General features: G+C 63.6%; 21 protein-coding genes. All 21 read right to left on the bottom strand.

All coding sequences use genetic code 11. The annotated features are described in order from the left end of the window. Positions 1-162: 162 nt before the first annotated feature. The 21 genes from AC07VG_RS26685 to AC07VG_RS26585 all read right to left on the bottom strand — a co-directional run bounded on the left by AC07VG_RS26685 (position 163) and on the right by AC07VG_RS26585 (position 17,326). Positions 163-471, bottom strand: coding sequence for an urease subunit beta (locus tag AC07VG_RS26685; protein WP_495003531.1), 309 nt, complete (start codon positions 469-471; stop codon positions 163-165). Continuing rightward, a complete protein-coding gene (locus AC07VG_RS26680; RefSeq protein ID WP_495003532.1) occupies positions 468-1,001 on the bottom strand; it encodes a GNAT family N-acetyltransferase in 534 nt (177 codons plus the stop codon). Before AC07VG_RS26680 ends, AC07VG_RS26685 begins: the two co-directional genes overlap by 4 nt. A gap of 6 nt (positions 1,002-1,007) precedes the next feature. Next, entirely contained in the window at positions 1,008-1,541 is a 534-nt protein-coding gene (locus tag AC07VG_RS26675; protein ID WP_495003533.1) for a GNAT family N-acetyltransferase, read from the bottom strand. Between the two features lie 8 nt (positions 1,542-1,549). Then, a complete protein-coding gene (gene ureA / locus AC07VG_RS26670) occupies positions 1,550-1,852 on the bottom strand; it encodes an urease subunit gamma (protein ID WP_495003534.1) in 303 nt (100 codons plus the stop codon). Between the two features lie 43 nt (positions 1,853-1,895). Beyond that, positions 1,896-2,735, bottom strand: coding sequence for an urease accessory protein UreD (locus AC07VG_RS26665; RefSeq protein WP_495003535.1), 840 nt, complete (start codon positions 2,733-2,735; stop codon positions 1,896-1,898). Positions 2,736-2,765: 30 nt separating this feature from the next. Next, positions 2,766-3,464: an urea ABC transporter ATP-binding subunit UrtE gene (gene urtE, locus AC07VG_RS26660; protein WP_495003536.1), complete on the bottom strand. Its 699-nt coding sequence runs from the start codon at positions 3,462-3,464 to the stop codon at positions 2,766-2,768. 156 nt (positions 3,465-3,620) lie between these two features. Then, the gene (gene urtD / locus AC07VG_RS26655) at positions 3,621-4,481 is read right to left on the bottom strand and encodes an urea ABC transporter ATP-binding protein UrtD (protein ID WP_495003537.1); all 861 of its coding nucleotides are present in this window, start codon (positions 4,479-4,481) and stop codon (positions 3,621-3,623) included. Continuing rightward, positions 4,478-5,557, bottom strand: coding sequence for an urea ABC transporter permease subunit UrtC (gene urtC, locus AC07VG_RS26650; RefSeq protein WP_495003538.1), 1,080 nt, complete (start codon positions 5,555-5,557; stop codon positions 4,478-4,480). Before urtC ends, urtD begins: the two co-directional genes overlap by 4 nt. Next, positions 5,557-7,059 (bottom strand): urea ABC transporter permease subunit UrtB, encoded by a 1,503-nt coding sequence (gene urtB, locus AC07VG_RS26645; RefSeq protein ID WP_495003539.1) that lies wholly within the window; start codon positions 7,057-7,059, stop codon positions 5,557-5,559. Before urtB ends, urtC begins: the two co-directional genes overlap by 1 nt. A 159-nt stretch (positions 7,060-7,218) precedes the next feature. Next, positions 7,219-8,484 (bottom strand): urea ABC transporter substrate-binding protein, encoded by a 1,266-nt coding sequence (urtA, locus tag AC07VG_RS26640; protein ID WP_152741566.1) that lies wholly within the window; start codon positions 8,482-8,484, stop codon positions 7,219-7,221. Positions 8,485-8,780: 296 nt separating this feature from the next. Continuing rightward, positions 8,781-9,791 (bottom strand): FecCD family ABC transporter permease, encoded by a 1,011-nt coding sequence (locus AC07VG_RS26635; protein WP_495003540.1) that lies wholly within the window; start codon positions 9,789-9,791, stop codon positions 8,781-8,783. Next, entirely contained in the window at positions 9,788-10,738 is a 951-nt protein-coding gene (locus AC07VG_RS26630) for an ABC transporter substrate-binding protein (protein WP_495022188.1), read from the bottom strand. The genes AC07VG_RS26635 and AC07VG_RS26630 overlap by 4 nt, the downstream gene beginning before the upstream one ends. Beyond that, positions 10,735-11,523 (bottom strand): ABC transporter ATP-binding protein, encoded by a 789-nt coding sequence (locus AC07VG_RS26625; protein ID WP_495022187.1) that lies wholly within the window; start codon positions 11,521-11,523, stop codon positions 10,735-10,737. The genes AC07VG_RS26630 and AC07VG_RS26625 overlap by 4 nt, the downstream gene beginning before the upstream one ends. 208 nt (positions 11,524-11,731) lie before the next feature. Continuing rightward, positions 11,732-13,114 (bottom strand): PepSY-associated TM helix domain-containing protein, encoded by a 1,383-nt coding sequence (locus tag AC07VG_RS26620; protein ID WP_495003543.1) that lies wholly within the window; start codon positions 13,112-13,114, stop codon positions 11,732-11,734. A 137-nt stretch (positions 13,115-13,251) separates the two neighbouring features. Continuing rightward, positions 13,252-13,677 carry a DUF2946 domain-containing protein gene (locus AC07VG_RS26615; RefSeq protein WP_495022186.1) on the bottom strand — a complete coding sequence of 142 codons (426 nt, stop codon included), beginning with the start codon at positions 13,675-13,677 and terminating at the stop codon, positions 13,252-13,254. A gap of 21 nt (positions 13,678-13,698) precedes the next feature. After that, complete coding sequence (locus AC07VG_RS26610) at positions 13,699-14,190, bottom strand: copper chaperone PCu(A)C (protein WP_495003545.1); 492 nt, start codon at positions 14,188-14,190, stop codon at positions 13,699-13,701. A gap of 48 nt (positions 14,191-14,238) precedes the next feature. After that, positions 14,239-14,640: a DUF2946 domain-containing protein gene (locus tag AC07VG_RS26605; protein WP_495022185.1), complete on the bottom strand. Its 402-nt coding sequence runs from the start codon at positions 14,638-14,640 to the stop codon at positions 14,239-14,241. Positions 14,641-14,786: 146 nt separating this feature from the next. Then, entirely contained in the window at positions 14,787-15,110 is a 324-nt protein-coding gene (locus AC07VG_RS26600; RefSeq protein ID WP_495003547.1) for a helix-turn-helix domain-containing transcriptional regulator, read from the bottom strand. A 6-nt stretch (positions 15,111-15,116) separates the two neighbouring features. Then, on the bottom strand, positions 15,117-15,452 hold the full coding sequence (locus AC07VG_RS26595; RefSeq protein WP_495022184.1) for a type II toxin-antitoxin system RelE/ParE family toxin: 336 nt from the start codon (positions 15,450-15,452) through the stop codon (positions 15,117-15,119). A 54-nt stretch (positions 15,453-15,506) separates the two neighbouring features. Next, positions 15,507-16,232, bottom strand: coding sequence for a cobalt-precorrin-6A reductase (locus AC07VG_RS26590; protein WP_495003548.1), 726 nt, complete (start codon positions 16,230-16,232; stop codon positions 15,507-15,509). Beyond that, entirely contained in the window at positions 16,229-17,326 is a 1,098-nt protein-coding gene (locus AC07VG_RS26585; protein ID WP_495022183.1) for a cobalt-precorrin-5B (C(1))-methyltransferase, read from the bottom strand. The genes AC07VG_RS26590 and AC07VG_RS26585 overlap by 4 nt, the downstream gene beginning before the upstream one ends. Between the last annotated feature and the right edge of the window lie 17 nt (positions 17,327-17,343).

Genomic DNA, 17,343 nt, shown 5'->3' with positions numbered 1-17,343 from the left:
TCCGGGTGTCAGGTGTTCGACGTGTCGGCGAGGGCGAACTTGAGTCCGTCTTCGCGGGCAAGCTCCGCTCCCACACTGCCCGTGTTGAACTCAAGACTCGGGTACGACATAACACTTGTGGGAGCGGAGCTTGCCCGCGAAGACGTCAGTGCGGGCAACACCTCAGTCAAGGTCGCCCATGACCCGCCCGGCAAACCCGAACACCCGCCGCAACCCCGCCAGCTCCACCAACTCGACATCCCGGCTCTGCCCCGGTTCGAAACGCACGGCGGTGCCGGCCGGGATATTCAGGCGCATGCCGCGGCTGGCGGGGCGATCGAAGCTCAAGGCGTCGTTGGTCTCGAAAAAATGATAGTGCGAGCCGACCTGGATCGGTCGGTCGCCGCTGTTCGCCACAGTCAGGCTGAGGGTCCGGCGCCCGACATTGAGTTCGATGTCGCCGGGCTGGATCTGATATTCGCCAGGAATCATTCGGGTTGTCCCAGGGTCTTGAAGTAAATGGCGGTGGCCTTGTAGCGACCATCCGGTGTGGCGCAGTAGTTCGGCAGTTCGCCGACCCGGGTGTAACCCAGGGCGCTGTAGAAGGCTTCGGCCTCGGAGCCGGCCTCGGTGTCGAGATGCAGCAGGCCGCGCTTGTGTTGTTTCGCTGTCTGCTCCAGGGCCTGGATCAGTTGCTGGCCGAGGCCGCGATGGCGGGCTTCGCTGTACACCAGCAGTTTTTGCACCTCGGCGCGGTTCAGGCCATTGGCCTTCTGGCACAGGCTCAGTTGCACGCTGGCCAGTACCTGTTCGTCACGCACCACCACCCAGAGCAGCAGGCTGCCATCCTGCAACGCGGTTTGCACCGTGTCGAAGTAGTCGCGGGCCTGGCCGGCGTCGAGATCGGCCATGAAACCCACGCTGGCGCCGTGGCGAACGGCGTCCAGCAGCAAATCGATCAAACCCTGGCGGTAGTGCGCAAAGCTTTCGTTATTCACACGACGCAGTTGGGCGGCGTTCATGGCGGGTTACTCCTGGTTGACGGCAGGCGGCAGGGCGCCCGGATTCAGGGTCAGTTGCATGAAGGTCAGGTCCAGCCAACGGCCGAACTTCACCCCCACCTGGGGCATTTGTCCGGTAATGGCAAAGCCCTGGCGTTCATGCAAACGAATGGAAGCACGGTTGCCGCTTTCGATGGCGGCGACCATCACATGTTTATCACAGCCACGGGCGCGCTCGATCAGCGCCGTCATCAGCTGCGGGCCGAGGCCATTGCCACGCTGGTCGCTGCGCACGTAGACCGAGTGTTCGACGGTGTGGCGGAAGCCCTCGAAGGGCCGCCAGTCGCCGAAGGAGGCATAGCCGAGCACGGTGTTGCTGCTGTCGACGATCACCAGGATCGGATAACCCTGGCCTTGACGGGCGCTGAACCAGGCCTGGCGATTGCCCAGGTCCACCGGTTGTTCGTTCCAGATGGCCGTGGTGCTCAGCACCGCATCGTTGTAGATGTCGCGGATCGCCGGCAGGTCGGCGTGGGCGGCATCACGAATAACGTAAGACATGGGCGGCCTCAGGCAATGGGTTGGTGGACGGTGACCAGCTTGGTGCCATCGGGGAAGGTGGCTTCGACCTGGATCTCCGGGATCATTTCCGGGATGCCCTCCATCACGTGTTCACGGCTGAGCAGGGTGGTGCCGTAGTGCATCAGTTCGGCCACGGTCCGGCCGTCGCGGGCACCTTCGAGCAGGGCCGCGGAGATGTAGGCCATGGCTTCCGGATAGTTCAGTTTCACCCCGCGGGCCAGGCGCCGTTCGGCCACCAGACCAGCGGTGAAAATCAGCAGTTTGTCTTTTTCGCGGGGTGTCAGGTCCATGGTTCGGGGTCCGTTGGCAGGCAGTCAAAGAGGGTTGGCATATTCAGGTGTTCCAGATCCTTGGTGGCACGGCTGTGCGCCCCAGCAGAGCCGGGCGCAACAGCCGCCACAGCTCGATCAGCCAGGCGCGGGCCTGCAGCGCCTCACTGGCCAGGCAACGTGCCATCAGCAGGCCAGGCAACTGGGTCAGATCACCGCGTACTCGCGTGGGGACTGAACGGCAGCGTTCGAGCAATTCGTTGTCGATCTCGCCGGTCACCAACAAAGTGGCGAAGACCGGCTGGCCGTCGAGGCCGATGGGGGAATCGAGCAGGCCATCACCGCCCTGGATACGTTGGCGTTCGTGCCAGAGCAGCTTACCGTCGCGGCGGATATCCAACTGCGACTGGTAATGCCCGAGGTCGAAACGTTCGCCGCTGGCGGGACGACCGAGGGCGACCATGTCCCAGTAGAACAACCGGGCGTCGCCTTCAAGGTCAATGCCGGTACGCAGTTCAGCCTGGGCGGCGCTGAACACGATGGTTTCCTGGGGCAGCCATTCCAGGGTCGCGCCGGCGGCGACCTTCAGCTCCAGGGTCTGGTAGGCCGGCCCGGCGGCGCGGTACCACTTGGCTGCGCCGGGGCTGGTCAGTTGCGCCCAGGCATCGGCTTCGACGCGGGCACTGATCGCCAGCCGGTCGCCGCCGGCAATGCCGCCCGGCGGGTGGACGATGATGTGCTGGCAGACTTGCGGACCTTCGGCGTACAGGTGTTTCTGCACCCGCAACGGCCCCAGGTGGCGCCGTGTGACCGGTCGCGTGCAATCGCCGAAGCGGGCGTAGCCGAGTTCCAGCTCGGCGTGCCAGCTGGGGGTGAACAGGGCGTGAGTGGCAGCTGAATTCATGGTTTCTAATTATCGTCGGGACGTTACAGGTTAGATCGTAACCAGTCCGCGCACACCTTCGGCGTCCATATTTTCTCCGCGGCCTTGCTGGACAATCTCGCCCCGGGACATCACCAGGTACTGATCGGCCAGTTCGGCGGCGAAATCGTAGAACTGCTCCACCAGCAGGATCGCCATGTCGCCGCGGGCGGCGAGCTGCTTGATCACTGCGCCGATCTCCTTGATCACCGACGGCTGGATACCTTCGGTGGGTTCGTCGAGGATCAGCAGGCGTGGGCGGCTGGCCAGCGCCCGACCGATGGCCAGCTGTTGCTGTTGGCCGCCGGATAGGTCGCCGCCACGGCGTTGCTTCATTTGCAGCAGGACCGGGAACAGTTCGTAGATGAAAGCCGGGACTTCCCGGGCCTCGGCGGCGGGGAAGCGTGACAGGCCCATCAGCAGGTTTTCTTCCACGCTCAGGCGGCCGAAAATTTCCCGGCCCTGGGGCACGTAGGCAATGCCGGCGTGAACCCGTTGGTGGGGCTTGAAGTGGGTGATGGCTTGGCCTTCCCATTGCACGGCCCCTTCCTTGGCGGGCAGCAGGCCCATCAGGCATTTGAGCAGGGTGGTCTTGCCCACGCCGTTGCGGCCCAGCAAGCAGGTGACTTCGCCGACTTTCACGTCAAAGGACAGGCCCCGCAGGATGTGGCTGCCGCCGTAGTATTGGTGCAGTTTGTCGACTTGCAGCATGTTCAAATTCCCCTAAAAACCCTGTAGGAGCAGCCGGTCGACGCTCGATTGCTCGCGAAAAAACCGAGAGCGACGCGTTCATCCAGACAGCACGCGTTATCGTTGACGTCCATCGCGAGCAAGCTCGTTCCTACCTAAAAGCCGATCCCATAAGGTTCAGCGGCCGAGGTAGACCTCGATCACCCGCTCGTTCTCCTGCACCTGCTCCAGCGACCCCTCGGCCAGCACGCTGCCCTGGTGCAGCACGGTGACATGGTCGGCAATCGCGCCGACAAAGCCCATGTCGTGCTCCACCACCATCAGCGAATGCTTGCCGGCCAGGCTCTTGAACAGCTCGGCGGTGAATTCGGTCTCGGCATCGGTCATGCCCGCCACCGGCTCGTCGAGCAGCAACAGTTGCGGGTCCTGCACCAGCAGCATGCCGATTTCCAGGAACTGCTTCTGGCCGTGGGACAGCAAGCCGGCCGGGCGCTTGACCGAGCCGCTCAGACGAATGGTTTCCAGGACCTGGGCAATGCCATCCTTCTGCTCGCCGCTCAAGCGCGCCCGCAGGCTGGCCCACACCGACTTGTCGGTCTTCTGCGCCAGTTCCAGGTTCTCGAACACCGTCAGCGCTTCGAACACCGTCGGCTTCTGGAACTTGCGGCCGATCCCGGCCTGGGCAATCTGCACTTCGCTCATCGCCGACAGGTCCAGGGTTTCGCCGAACCAGGCCTTGCCGTGGCTGGGCCGGGTCTTGCCGGTGATCACGTCCATCAGGGTGGTCTTGCCCGCGCCATTGGGACCGATGATGCAGCGCAGTTCGCCGACGCCGATGTACAGGTTGAGGTTGTTCAGGGCCTTGAAACCATCGAAGCTGACGCTGATGTCCTCCAGGGTCAGGAGGGTGCCGTGGCGGGTGTCCAGGCCGTCGCTCCTGGCCTGACCGAGACCGATGGCATCGCGGCTGCTGCCGGCATCCTTGTTCGGTTCAAGGATCGGTTCGAGCATGAATTCGGCGGTCGCGGTGACTCTCATTGTTCGCCCCTTTTCTTCAGCAGCCCGATCACGCCCTTGGGCAGATACAGGGTCACGAGGATAAACAGTGCGCCGAGGAAGAACAGCCAGTACTCAGGGAAGGCCACGGTGAACCAGCTCTTCATGCCGTTGACCATGCCCGCGCCGAGCAACGGACCGATCAGGCTGCCGCGCCCGCCGAGGGCCACCCACACGGCGGCCTCGATGGAGTTGGTCGGCGACATTTCGCTGGGGTTGATGATCCCCACCTGCGGTACATACAGCGCCCCGGCCAGGCCGCATAACACGGCGCTCAAGACCCAGACGAAGAGCTTGAAACCCCGGGGATCGTAGCCGCAGAACATCAGCCGGTTTTCCGCATCGCGCAGTGCAGTCAGGACCCGACCGAACTTGCTCCGGGCCAGGCGCCAGCCGCTGTAGAGGCTGGCGACCAGCAAGACCACGGTGGCGAAGAACAGCACCGCGCGGGTGCCCGGCTCGGTGATGCCGAACCCCAGGATGCTGCGGAAGTTGGTGAAGCCGTTGTTGCCGCCGAAACCGGTCTCGTTACGAAAGAACAAGAGCATCCCGGCGAAGGTCAGGGCCTGGGTCATGATCGAGAAGTACACGCCCTTGATCCGCGAGCGGAAGGCGAAGAAACCGAACACCAGCGCCAGCAGCCCGGGCGCCAGCACCACCAGGCACAGGGCCCAGAGGAAGTGGCTGGTGCCGGTCCAGTACCAGGGCAGTTCGGTCCAGGACAGGAAGGTCATGAACGCCGGCAGTTCGTCGCCGGACGCCTGGCGCATCAGGTACATGCCCATGGCATAGCCGCCGAGGGCGAAGAACAGGCCATGGCCCAGGGACAACAGGCCGGCGTAGCCCCAGACCAGGTCCAGAGCCAGAGCGACGATGGCGTAGCAGAGAATCTTGCCCACCAGCGTCAGGCTGTAGGCCGAGATGTGGAACAGGTTCTCCGGCGGCAGCAGCGACAGCAGCGGCAAGGCCAGCAGCAGCGCCAGCACGATCACGCCGACGGCAATCGTCAGCCCGGGCCCGGCTTTTTGTGTCGCGGTGAGCATCAGGGGCTGGTTCATCAATCGATCACCCGTCCTTTCAGTGCGAAGAGTCCTTGCGGGCGTTTCTGGATAAACAGAATGATCAGCGCGAGGATCAGGATCTTGCCCAGCACCGCGCCGATCTGCGGTTCGAGGATCTTGTTGGCGATCCCCAGACCGAAGGCGGCCATGACGCTACCGGCCAACTGGCCGACCCCGCCGAGCACCACCACCAGGAACGAGTCGATGATGTAGCTCTGGCCCAGGTCCGGACCGACGTTGCCGATCTGGCTCAGGGCGACGCCGCCCAAACCGGCGATGCCGGAGCCGAGGCCGAAGGCGAGCATGTCCACCCGTCCGGTGGGTACGCCGCAGCAGGCGGCCATGTTGCGGTTCTGGGTAACGGCACGGACGTTCAGGCCCAGGCGGGTCTTGTTCAGCAGCAGCCAGGTGAGGGCCACGACGAACAGCGCGAAGGCGATGATCACCAGGCGGTTGTAAGGCAGGACCAGGTTGGGCAGCACCTGGATGCCGCCGGAGAGCCAGGCCGGGTTGGCCACCTCGACGTTCTGCGCGCCGAACAGCAGGCGGACCAGTTGGATCAGCATCAGGCTGATGCCCCAGGTGGCGAGCAGGGTTTCCAGTGGCCGCCCGTAGAGATGGCGGATGATCGTGCGTTCCAGGGCCATGCCGATCCCGGCGGTGACGAAGAATGCCACCGGCAGCGCCACCAGCGGGTAGAGCTCGATGGCTTGGGGCAGGAAGCGCTGGAACAGCAATTGCACGACGTAGGTGGCGTAGGCGCCGAGCATGAGCATTTCGCCGTGGGCCATATTGATCACCCCGAGCAGGCCGAAGGTGATCGCCAGGCCGAGGGCGGCCAGCAGCAGGATCGAACCCAGGGACAAGCCGCTGAAGGCCTGGCCGAGCCATTCGCCGATCATCAGCTTGCGTTTGACTTGCGCCAGGCTGGTTTCGGCGGCGGTATGCACGCCGGCGTCGGCTTCGACTCCAGGTTGCAGCAGGCCTTCGAGGCGGGTGCGGGCCAGTGGGTCGCCGCTGGCACCGAGCAGGCGCACGGCGGCCAGGCGTACCGCCGGGTCGCTGTCGACCAGTTGCAGATTGGCCAGGGCCAGGCTCAGGGCGGCGTGGACTTCGGCGTTGGTCTCGCCGGCCAGTTGCTGGTCGAGGAATTTCAGTTGCGCCGGCTTGGCGCTTTTTTGCAGTTGCTGGGCGGCGGCCAGGCGGACCTTGGCATCGGCGGCGAGCAGTTGCTGGGCGGCGACGGCGGTGTCAATCAGGCCGCGCAAGCGGTTGTTCAGGCGCAGGGTCCTGGTTTCTCCGTTGAGCGTCAATTGACCACTTTGCAAGGCGTTGATCAGCTCGATGCGCGCCGGCTCCGGGTGCGCGGCCCAGGTTTCCAGCAGGGCGGCCTGTTGGCTGGAGTCGGCGGCGGCAAAGTCTTCGGCATCGCCGGCGTGGGCGGCCATCGGCAACAGCAGTGCCAGGGCGAGGAGAAAGCGGTATAGGGCAGTGGGCATAGCAATGGCCTTGCATAAGACCTTGTAGGAGCCGGCTTGCCGGCGATGAGGCCCGCAAGTCTTGCATCGACCGTCCGGCCGCCATCGCCGGCAAGCCGGCTCCTACAGGGGGATTGGGTCGGCCCGCGAATACCTGCCGGGTCGACCGTCAGCGGTTACTCAGTTGCTCTTCACCGCATAATCCGGCTTCTTGTCGTTACCCGGGATAAACGGGCTCCACGGCTGGGCGCGGATCGGCCCCTTGGTCTGCCAGACCACGTTGAACTGACCGTCGGCCTGGATCTCGCCGATCATCACCGGCTTGTGCAGGTGATGGTTGGTCGGGTCCATGGTCAGGGTGTAGCCCGACGGTGCGGCGAAGGTCTGGCCGGCCAGGGCCGCACGCACTTTGTCGACGTCGGTGGACTTGGCTTTCTCCGCCGCCTGGGCCCACATGTGGATACCGACGTAGGTGGCTTCCATCGGGTCGTTGGTCACGGCTTTGTCGGCGCCCGGGAGGTTTTTCTTCTTGGCGTAGGCCTTCCAGTCGGCGACGAATTTTTTGTTCACCGGGTTATCCACCGACTCGAAGTAGTTCCACGCCGCCAGGTTGCCCACCAGCGGCTTGGTGTCGATACCGCGCAGTTCTTCCTCACCCACGGAGAAGGCCACCACCGGTACGTCGGTGGCTTTCAGACCCTGGTTGGCCAGTTCCTTGTAGAACGGCACGTTGGAGTCGCCGTTGACAGTGGAGATGACGGCAGTCTTGCCGCCAGCGGAGAATTTCTTGATGTTGGCGACGATGGTCTGGTAATCGGCGTGGCCGAACGGGGTGTAGACCTCTTCGATATCCTTGTCCGCCACCCCTTTGGAGTGCAGGAACGAACGCAGGATCTTGTTGGTGGTGCGCGGGTAGACGTAGTCGGTGCCGAGCAGGAAGAAGCGCTTGGCCGCGCCACCGTCTTCGCTCATCAGGTATTCCACCGCCGGGATCGCCTGCTGGTTCGGCGCCGCGCCGGTGTAGAACACGTTCGGCGACATTTCTTCGCCTTCATACTGCACCGGGTAGAACAGCAGGCCGTTGAGTTCTTCGAACACTGGCAGCACCGATTTGCGCGACACCGAAGTCCAGCAGCCGAACACCACGGCGACCTTGTCCTGGGTCAGCAACTGACGGCTCTTTTCGGCGAACAGCGGCCAGTTGGAGGCCGGGTCGACCACCACCGGTTCGAGCATCTTGCCGTTGACCCCGCCCTTGGCGTTGATCTCATCGATGGTCATCAGCGCCATGTCTTTGAGCGAGGTTTCGGAGATGGCCATGGTGCCGGACAGCGAGTGCAGGATGCCGACCTTGATGGTCTCGGCAGCCTGGACGGTCCAGGTCATGCCCATGGCGGCAATGGATGCCGTCAGTGTGAAAGCCTTGATCAAGCTACGACGCTTCATTGGTGCGATCTCCAGATGTTGAAAGTTTTTTGCTTGGCAGATGCAGACACTGAAGGGGCTTTTGCAAAGGCTGTGCCTAGTCGGAGAAAGGCAGGAAACAGTCGTGTTTGAGCGGTGCTGGTCTGAACAGTCGCACCACGCGGGGGCGACATGGGCGTTGCGGTGCGCGGGGTGTGCCAGATTGGTGCTGATGCCCTCTTCGCGAGCAAGCTCAGCTCCCACCGGGGGCGTGTCGATCCATTATTTTGTGAACGACTCGGAACCTGTGGGAGCTGAGCTTGCTCGCGAAGAGGCCTTCACCGGCGGCGCATCAACCCGATGAAAAACAACCCGCCAATGGCCGCCGTGGCCACCCCGATGGGCAGGTCTTCCGGAGCGATCAGGGTCCGCGCCGCGACATCGACCCAGACCAGGAACAGGCTCCCCAGCAGCGCCGACACCGGCAGCAGGCGCCGGTGTTCCGCGCCCACCAGGTAGCGGGCGATATGCGGCACCATCAAGCCGACAAAACCGATGGAGCCGCTGATGGAAACCAGTACGCCAGTCATCAGCGAGGCGATCAGGAACACCTTCAGGCGGACATTGCGTGGGCTCAGGCCGAGGGTCACGGCGGTCTGTTCGCCGGCCATCAGGGCGTTCAATGGCCGGGCCATGCTCACCAGCAACAGCAACCCCAGCAGCACGCTCGCCGCCGGTATCGGCAGCAGTTCCCAGCGTGCCAGGCCGAGGCCGCCGAGCATCCAGAACAACACCGCGGAGCTGGCCCGATGGTCGCCGAGAAACAGCAGCAGGTTGGCCAGCGCCATCATCACGAAGGACACCGCGACCCCGCACAGCAGCAGTCGGTCACTGTCCAGCCGGCCGTTGCGACTGGCGATGGCGAGCACCGCCAGCATACTGCCCAGGGCACCGATAAAGGCGGCAATGGGCAAGGTCAGCAGGCCGACGATTTCGCCCACATGGAGGACCACGATCACCGCGCCGAGGGTTGCCCCGGAAGTCACTCCGAGCAGATGCGGATCGGCCAGGGGATTGCGGGTGACCGCCTGCAACACCGCGCCGATCAGCGCCAGCCCGGCGCCCACCAGCGCGCCGAGGAGCATGCGCGGCACGCGGATCAGCCAGACGATAGGTTCCTGTCCGGTGCTCCAGTTCACCTCGCCCAGGCCCAGGGCCTTGTACAAGAGAATCCGCCAGACCACCTCCACCGGTACCCGTGCCGGTCCGAAGCCCAGTGAGAGGACGCAGGACAGCAGCAACAAAGCGCCGAGGACAGTCAGCAACAAGCCATAGCGGCGGCTCATCATTGCGGGTGGAACGCCTTGGCCAGGGTTTCGATGGCCTTGACGTTATCGATACCCGGCGTCGCCTCGACATATGGAATGACCACGAAACGCTTGTGACGGATGGCATCCACCGATTGCAGCGCCGGGTTGCTTTCGAGGAAATGCTGCTTCTGTTCGGCGGTGACTTCGCTGTAGTCGACGATGACGATGACCTGGGGATTCTTCTCCACCACGCTTTCCCAGTTGACCCGAGTCCAGCTGGCATCGACGTCGTCGAGGACGTTGCGTCCGCCCGCGGCGTCGATCAGCGCCTGGGGCATGGCCAGGCGCCCGGAGGTCATGGCGCGGTCTTCACCGCTGTCATAGAGGAATACCCGTGGACGGTCGTCCGGCAGGCTTTTCTGCACCGCGGCCAGCCGCGCCTGCATCGCGCCGATCAGGGCATTGGCGCGGTCCTGCACGTCGAAGATCCGGCCCAGATTGCGCAGGTCGTTGTAGGTGTCGTCGAGGCTGGCGCCCGGGCGTTTCATCACCAAGGCGCAGGACTCGGTCAGCTCGTAGACGTTGATGCCCAGGGGCGTCAGTGTCGCCGGGGTAACGGCGCCGCCGACGTTCATGCCGTAGTCCCAGCCGGCGAAGAAGAAATCGACGTTGGCATTGAGCAGGGTTTCCACCGACGGGTACTTGGTTGCCAGTTCCGGCAGGCCGTCGAGGGTCTTGGCCATTTGCGCGGTGACCGATTTCCAGCCGCTGATTCCACTGTAGCCGGCCATGCGTGGCTTGAGGCCGAGGGCGAGCATCATCTGGGTCATGTTGATGTCATGGCTGACCGCGTGTTTCGGCGCCTCCTTGAAGGTCACCTCGCGGTTGCAGCTCTGGATCGTCAACGGGTAATGCGTTGGCTCGGCCAGGGCGACCACGGACGTGAACAGTGAACCGAGGCAAAGCGCCAGGTGCGGTAGCTTCATGGTTGGGTTATCCAGGTGATTCGTGGGTAGCCGGAGCGGGGGTGGCTATCGATCAGCGCTTCGACGCCAAAGACCTCGCGCAGCAGCTCGGCGGTCAGGACTTCGGCGGGTGTGCCGCTGGCGACGATGCGTCCGTGCTGGAGCACATACAGCCGGTCGCAGAACGCCGCGGCCAGGTTGAGGTCGTGGATGCTGGCGAGGGCGCCGATCTTCAACTGCCTGACCAGGCGCAACAGCTCCAGCTGGAAGCGTGGGTCGAGGTGGTTGGTCGGTTCGTCGAGGATCAGCAATTGTGGTTGCTGGGTCAGGGCGCGGGCGAGGATCACGCGTTGTTTTTCACCGCCGGAGAGGGTGGCGAAGGCGTGCTCCTCGAAGCCCAGCATGCCTACCAGTTCGAGGGACTGGCGGACCAGTCGGCGGTCGGACTCGGTGTCGCCGTCGAAGAGTTTCTGGTGCGGAGTGCGGCCCATGGCGACCACTTCTTCAACGGTCAGGCCAAAGGCGTCGGGGAATTCCTGGAGTACCACGGCGATGCGCTGGGCGCACCAGCGGGGCGATTGTTTCCAGACGTTCTGCTGTTCGAGCAGGACCTCGCCGTGTTCCGGTTGGCTGAAGCGATAGGCGCAACGCAGCAGGCTGGTCTTGCCGCTGCCATTGGGACCGATCAGGCCGACAAACTCACCGGCCGCCACCCGCAGATTGGCATCACGCAGTTGGAACGGGTGATGGCAGTGGCTACGGCCCTGGGGTGTCCAGGCGAGATCGATGAGGGTCAGCGAGGTCATTCGTTACTCATTGTCGGGGAATACACGCAAACCCCTTGTAGGAGCCGGCTTGCCGGCGATGGCGGCCGAAAGACCGAGGCAAGGCTTGCAGGCCTCATCGCCGGCAAGCTGGCTCCTACAAGTTCGTGGCGCACATTGTAACAATGTGCGGTTGCAATATTTTCGCATTAAAAGCCTACAGATTCCCCTGGCGTGCCTCTCGATCTTTTCAGGTTGAAGGTGAAGCGGCTTCAGGTTCGCCCTTGAAGCGTGAAGGCAACGCGCGGTCCAGCAGCCAGACGACGAGCAGCGAAACACCGACCAGGGGAAACAGGATCGCCAGGGCGAACATGATCACCAGGGCGGTTTTCCAGCGCGGCAGATCGTGGCGCAGCGGCGGTACGCCGAGACCACCTTGTGGGCGGCGTTTCCACCACATCACCACACCGCTGACGGCACTGAGCAAAATCATCAGGCACACCATCAGCATCACGAGCTGATTGATCGTCCCGAACAGCTTGCCTTCATGCAGCATCACGCCCATCTCTGTGGCCCGCGCGACATTGCCGTAGTGTTGCCAGCGCACATCGGCCAGGACCGTGCCGCTGTACTGATCGATGTGCAGGGTGGCGTCGTTGCGCGGGTCGTCGGCGAACACGGCGATGGTGAACACACCTTCGGCAGTCGTCGGCAGGGTGATGCTGTAGCCGGGTTCGACCTGGCGCGTGGTGGCGATGTCCACCACCTGTTGCAGGCTGATGCCCGGTGCCGCCGGGCCGCTCGCGGCGGCGCCGTGGTTCATGTGTTCGGCGTGGTCGCCGGACATTGGCATCGGCGTGTTTTCCAGGGCCCAGGGCACGGTTTGGCGGGTCGCGTCGTTGAGGCTGCGGGCCTCGCGGTCGGACTTGGGCATGTTGTTCCACATGGCGTCGGGAAACTGGTTCCAGACCTCGGCGTACTGCTTGCCCCAAACGCCGGTCCAGGTCATGCCGCTGAGCAGCATGAACAACAGCAATCCGGCGCCCCAGAAGCCGCTGACGGCATGCAGGTCGCGCCAGACGATGCGTCCGCGCTGGTTCAGGCGCGGCCAGAGCACGCCGGCGCTGGAACGGCCCCGTGGCCACCAGAGGTAGAGGCCGGACACCACCAGCATCACCCCCCAGCCGGCGGCCAGTTCCACCAGGCGGTCGCCGAGCGTACCGATCATCAACTCGCCGTGCAGGGCGCGGGCGACGGCTTGCAGATTGAGCTTGGCATCCTGCTCGCCGAGGACGTTGCCGCGATAGGGGTCGAGGAACACGTTGAGCTCGCGACCGTCGCGCAGCAGCACGAACTGCGCACTGCGTTCGGCGTTGATCGGCGGCAGGTACTGCTTGATCCGCACCTGTGGATAAGCCATCTCGATGCGGCGTAATTGATCGTCGGCGCTGAGGCTGTGCTGACCGCTCCGGACCGTCATCAGGTCGCTGTACAGCAGCGGGTCGAGTTGCGGTTTGAACAGGTAGATGATCCCGGTCAGGGCCAACAGGACCATGAACGGGGCGACGAACAGCCCGGCATAGAAGTGCCAGCGCCAGGCCAGGTTGTAGAAGGAAATTTTAGGTTGGCTCATCAGGAGCGCTCCACAAGGTTTGATTGTTTTGGTTCGTCCGTTGCCGTGGTTCCCGACACCACAATCAACACGGCCGCCGCCCTGCTACTGTGCTTTACAGTTCAGGCGGGCCGGGTGAGAAGGTCGGGTGTCGTGGCTTAATGGAACGCGGGCGGAGCGCGGGTGCGGGCACCCGGGAAGATGCTTTGCCGGGCATGGCCCAGGCGGGTCTGGGTGACGACGGCGGCCGTGGGCCGGGGGCCGTCAAGGGCGGCGAAGCTCAGAGTCTGCGGCAGTGCCGGGCAACTGAACAGCAGGCTGCAATAACCGCATTTTTCCCATAGTGCGTGGTGCTCGGCGCTGGGGGCGTGGTGCTCGTCGGCGCTTGGCGCCATGGCCGCGCCTGCCTGCCCGGGCATCTCCATCGACATGGACATGCCCATCGACATGGACATGCGGTGATCCATCGGCATCGCCTGGGAAATCAGCGGTCCGATAAAGATCATCAACATGGCGAACAGGCTCAGCCAACTGCCGCGTGCTTGTGCGCGGGAGCGGGGTGACCTGAGGCGTGGGGCGTGCATGGCGTTCAACGGCGTCGTCGATTATTGAGCGTGCGCGTGGTCCATGTGCATCTCGTCCGTCCCGGCCGGCGGCTGTTTCTGCACCGATACCTCGACGGTCACAGCGCCGGCCTTTTCAAAGTGCAGCGTCAGCGGGAAGTGCTTGCCATCGTGCAACAGGCTGCGCTCCTTGAGGTCCAGCAACATCACATGATAGGCCATGGGTGCGAATTTCACTTCGCCGCCGGCGGGCACGTCGACGTTGGCGACCTGCTGCATTTTCATCAGGTCGAGTTGCATCACGTGCTCATGCAGTTCGGCTTTGCCGGCGATGGGACTGTCGACACCGGTCAGGCGGTCGGCCGTGGTGCCCGGGTTGTGGATCACGAAATAGGCCGCCACCGTCGGCGCGTTGGGTGGCAGTTCCTGGGACCAGGGATGGCTGATTTCCAGGTCACCGACCTTGAATTCATGGGCATGGGCAAAGCAGGCGGGCAGCATCAGGGCGGCCAGCAACAGGGCATTCTTGAACATGGTTGTTCTCCATAACGATTCATGACGCACACGGACTGTGGGTGTGAATCAGGCTAGCGGAGAAGCCCTGGGATTGAGCGAGGGCCATTGCTGGCGTGGGGTAGGGGTGTCGATCTGGAGGGTGGGGCGCGTCGGGTGGCTTTCGTCCTGTGCCACCGGCAATTGTGGAACATGGCCGGGCAATGCCAGCAGCGAGGCGAAGCCTGCACAGCACCAGCAGTGCTGCATATTGGAATGGTCGTCGTTCTGCGGGGCTTGTTGTTCCAGCTTGCCGAGGTCGATGGCCACCAGCCGGGTACCATTGGCCGAGCAGAAACTGCCCCACAACAGTTGCTCCGCGATCGGGTCTTGCGAGGCTTGCGCCATGGCTCCGGACATCGGCATCGCGAGCAGATTGAACAGCACTGCAAAGCAGGCGATCCAGGCAATGGCTAGCCGTTGTCGGGGCATGGAAGGATTTCCGTGAGTGTTTTCAAACAGTGGGTTATTTAGCCTGAACGCCCTTCATAAGTAAAAGTACGAGCTGCGGTGAAAGGTCGCAAGTATGCGTAGGAATCTATCTTGGTGGCGTTGTGCGAAAGTGTAGTCGCTAGCCATCAGGTTGCCGGGACGGCATGGACCTCGATATTGACGCCCAGTGTGGTGCGAATCGCCGCAAAGATGGCGGCCAGGTTATCCATGCTCGGATTGCCCTTGGCCGAGAGCATGCGGTGCAGGCTTTTGCTCGGCTTGTCGGTTTCCTTGGCCAGCTCCTCGAAGCCCATGGTGGCGTTGACCAGGTCACGCAGGATCACCCGTGCGATCTCGGGCTCGCCATTGAGAAACAGGGTGGCGGCTTCATCCAGAAGTGCCTGGGCAAAGGCAGGGTCACGTTGCGCCCGATCGGCGATGGTCTGTTTGAAGCTGCGAGTAAGTGCCATTCAGTGTTACCTCGTTTTCGGTGCGGCTTTTTTACGGCGCTGGTATTCGGCAATGAGCGCTTTGGCTTGCTTGATGTCGCTGCTCTGGCTGGATTTGTGACCGCCGCCAAACAGGATGATCAGCCGTTTGCCTTCCTGGATCAGATAGATCCGGTAGCCCGGACCCCAATCGATACGGTATTCACCCAGGCCGTCGAACCACTTGATGTTGGAGGTGTTGCCCATCTGCATGCGAAGAATTGCAGTGGATACCTTCGTGGCGGCCTGCACATCCAATGACGCGAACCAGTTTTCGAATGGGTTGGCCTGGTTGTCCCGAATATATTCTTCGACCTCGATCATTGCGCTCTAAAGGTAACCTAAAGGTTACTATATTTACAAGCTGATGATCGTGATCTATTGAGCAGTGCTTGCCAACGCCGCGAGTGTTTCACCAAGCGTCTGGAACTCCCGATCCACCGACGGCAATGCCGGCCGCTGGAGAATCAGCACCGGTATCCGGCGTTCCCGGGCCACCTGCAGCTTGGGTTCGGTTGCGCTGCTGCCGCTGTTCTTGCTGATCAGTACGTCGATGGCGCGGCGCTCGAACAAGCTGCGCTCGTCTTCCAGCAGGAACGGCCCACGTGCGCCGATCACTTCGCAGCGGGCGTTGCCGGGATATTCATCGAGGGCGCGCAGGGTCCAGAACTGTCCGGCGGGAATTTCTTCAATATGTTGCAGAGGCTCGCGGCCGAGGGTGAACAGCGGACGCTGGAAGGGCTTGAGGGCTTCGACCAGATCCGCCCAGTCGGCCACTTCGCGCCAGTCGTCGCCGGGTTCTGCGACCCAGGCCGGACGTCGTAGCGCCCAACAAGGTATGCCGCTCAAGCGGGCAGCAGTGGCGGCGTTGCTGCTGATTTGCGCGGCGTAGGGATGGGTGGCGTCCAGCAGCAGGTCGATACCTTCTTCCTGGATAAATTGCGCCAGGCCCTGGGCACCGCCATAACCGCCGACCCGGACCTGGCACTGCAAGTCCGTCGGCACCCGCCCGACTCCCGCCAGGCTGTAGATATGTTCCGGGCCCAGGGTCCGGGCAATCGCCAGCGCCTCGGTGACGCCGCCGAGCAGCAACAGGCGTTTCATGACAACACTCCGGCATGACCGACAATGCCGCCCTGGCGATCGATGGCAAAGACCTCCACCTGTACCTGCGCGGGGACCACGCTGCGGGCGAAGTCGCGGGCGCGCTGGCAGACCGCATCGCCGAGGGCGATGCCGGCGGCGCTGGCCATGGCCAGCGCCTGCTGGCTGGTGTTGGCCTGGACAATCGTCGTCTGCAAGGCCTGATCGGCGCCGACCTCGGCAGCCCATTCGGCCAGTTGCGGCAGGTCGATGCTCGAATGCCGGCTGTGCAGGTCCATATGCCCGGCCGCCAGTTTGCTGATCTTGCCGAAACCGCCGCACAGGCTCAGTTTGTCCACCGGCACCTTGCGCAGGTGCTTGAGCACAGCGCCGACAAAGTCGCCCATTTCGATCAGGGCGATTTCCGGCAAGTTGTAGACGCGGCGCATGGTGTCCTCGCTGGCGTTGCCGGTGCAGGCGGCGATATGCAGGTAGCCGTTGGTCTTGGCGACGTCGATGCCCTGGTGGATCGAGGCGATATAGGCCGCGCAGGAAAAAGGCCGGACGATACCGCTGGTGCCGAGGATCGACAGGCCGCCGAGAATGCCCAGCCGTGGGTTCATGGTTTTCAGTGCCAGGGCCTCGCCGTCGCGGACATTGACGGTGACCGCGAAACCGCCGGCATAGCCCGACTCGTCAGCCAGTTGTCGCAGATGGTCAGTGATCATCTTGCGTGGCACCGGGTTGATCGCCGGTTCGCCGACGGCCAGGACCAGGCCGGGGCGGGTGACGGTACCGACGCCGACGCCGGCATAAAACTGCACGCCGGGTTCGGCGAGCAGTCGCACTTGCGAGTAGAGCAGGGCGCCGTGGGTGACATCCGGGTCGTCACCGGCATCCTTGAGCGTACCGGCTTCGGCACCCTCGGCATGGCGGCGACAGAACTCCAGGCGCATATCCACGCGCTTGCCCTTGGGCAAGGTGATTTGCACCGCGTCACAGCTGACGCCACTGAGCAGCAGGCGTGCCGCCGCCAGGGCGGTGGCGGTGGCGCAACTGCCGGTGGTCAGGCCGCTGCGCAGGGGCGCGGGTTGTTCGGCGGTTTCCTCACGCATGACGCTTGCCCTCTGTA

It is taken from the genome of Pseudomonas sp. GW821-FHT03C07, from assembly GCF_059420925.1.
This window is presented reverse-complemented; position numbering and strand designations above follow the sequence as displayed.

What these genes read in the sequence shown, in the direction of transcription:
- AC07VG_RS26665 (WP_495003535.1), bottom strand. Translation starts at nt 2,735, where the DNA reads ATGAATTCAGCTGCCACTCACGCCCTGTTCACCCCCAGCTGGCACGCC.
- AC07VG_RS26635 (WP_495003540.1), bottom strand. Translation starts at nt 9,791, where the DNA reads ATGATGAGCCGCCGCTATGGCTTGTTGCTGACTGTCCTCGGCGCTTTG.
- AC07VG_RS26620 (WP_495003543.1), bottom strand. Translation starts at nt 13,114, where the DNA reads ATGAGCCAACCTAAAATTTCCTTCTACAACCTGGCCTGGCGCTGGCAC.
- AC07VG_RS26680 (WP_495003532.1), bottom strand. Translation starts at nt 1,001, where the DNA reads ATGAACGCCGCCCAACTGCGTCGTGTGAATAACGAAAGCTTTGCGCAC.
- AC07VG_RS26595 (WP_495022184.1), bottom strand. Translation starts at nt 15,452, where the DNA reads ATGATCGAGGTCGAAGAATATATTCGGGACAACCAGGCCAACCCATTC.
- urtB (WP_495003539.1), bottom strand. Translation starts at nt 7,059, where the DNA reads ATGCCCACTGCCCTATACCGCTTTCTCCTCGCCCTGGCACTGCTGTTG.
- AC07VG_RS26590 (WP_495003548.1), bottom strand. Translation starts at nt 16,232, where the DNA reads ATGAAACGCCTGTTGCTGCTCGGCGGCGTCACCGAGGCGCTGGCGATT.
- AC07VG_RS26615 (WP_495022186.1), bottom strand. Translation starts at nt 13,677, where the DNA reads ATGCACGCCCCACGCCTCAGGTCACCCCGCTCCCGCGCACAAGCACGC.
- AC07VG_RS26630 (WP_495022188.1), bottom strand. Translation starts at nt 10,738, where the DNA reads ATGAAGCTACCGCACCTGGCGCTTTGCCTCGGTTCACTGTTCACGTCC.
- AC07VG_RS26585 (WP_495022183.1), bottom strand. Translation starts at nt 17,326, where the DNA reads ATGCGTGAGGAAACCGCCGAACAACCCGCGCCCCTGCGCAGCGGCCTG.
- AC07VG_RS26600 (WP_495003547.1), bottom strand. Translation starts at nt 15,110, where the DNA reads ATGGCACTTACTCGCAGCTTCAAACAGACCATCGCCGATCGGGCGCAA.
- AC07VG_RS26675 (WP_495003533.1), bottom strand. Translation starts at nt 1,541, where the DNA reads ATGTCTTACGTTATTCGTGATGCCGCCCACGCCGACCTGCCGGCGATC.
- urtD (WP_495003537.1), bottom strand. Translation starts at nt 4,481, where the DNA reads ATGAGAGTCACCGCGACCGCCGAATTCATGCTCGAACCGATCCTTGAA.
- ureA (WP_495003534.1), bottom strand. Translation starts at nt 1,852, where the DNA reads ATGGACCTGACACCCCGCGAAAAAGACAAACTGCTGATTTTCACCGCT.
- urtC (WP_495003538.1), bottom strand. Translation starts at nt 5,557, where the DNA reads ATGAACCAGCCCCTGATGCTCACCGCGACACAAAAAGCCGGGCCCGGG.
- urtE (WP_495003536.1), bottom strand. Translation starts at nt 3,464, where the DNA reads ATGCTGCAAGTCGACAAACTGCACCAATACTACGGCGGCAGCCACATC.
- AC07VG_RS26625 (WP_495022187.1), bottom strand. Translation starts at nt 11,523, where the DNA reads ATGACCTCGCTGACCCTCATCGATCTCGCCTGGACACCCCAGGGCCGT.
- AC07VG_RS26610 (WP_495003545.1), bottom strand. Translation starts at nt 14,190, where the DNA reads ATGTTCAAGAATGCCCTGTTGCTGGCCGCCCTGATGCTGCCCGCCTGC.
- AC07VG_RS26685 (WP_495003531.1), bottom strand. Translation starts at nt 471, where the DNA reads ATGATTCCTGGCGAATATCAGATCCAGCCCGGCGACATCGAACTCAAT.
- AC07VG_RS26605 (WP_495022185.1), bottom strand. Translation starts at nt 14,640, where the DNA reads ATGCCCCGACAACGGCTAGCCATTGCCTGGATCGCCTGCTTTGCAGTG.
- urtA (WP_152741566.1), bottom strand. Translation starts at nt 8,484, where the DNA reads ATGAAGCGTCGTAGCTTGATCAAGGCTTTCACACTGACGGCATCCATT.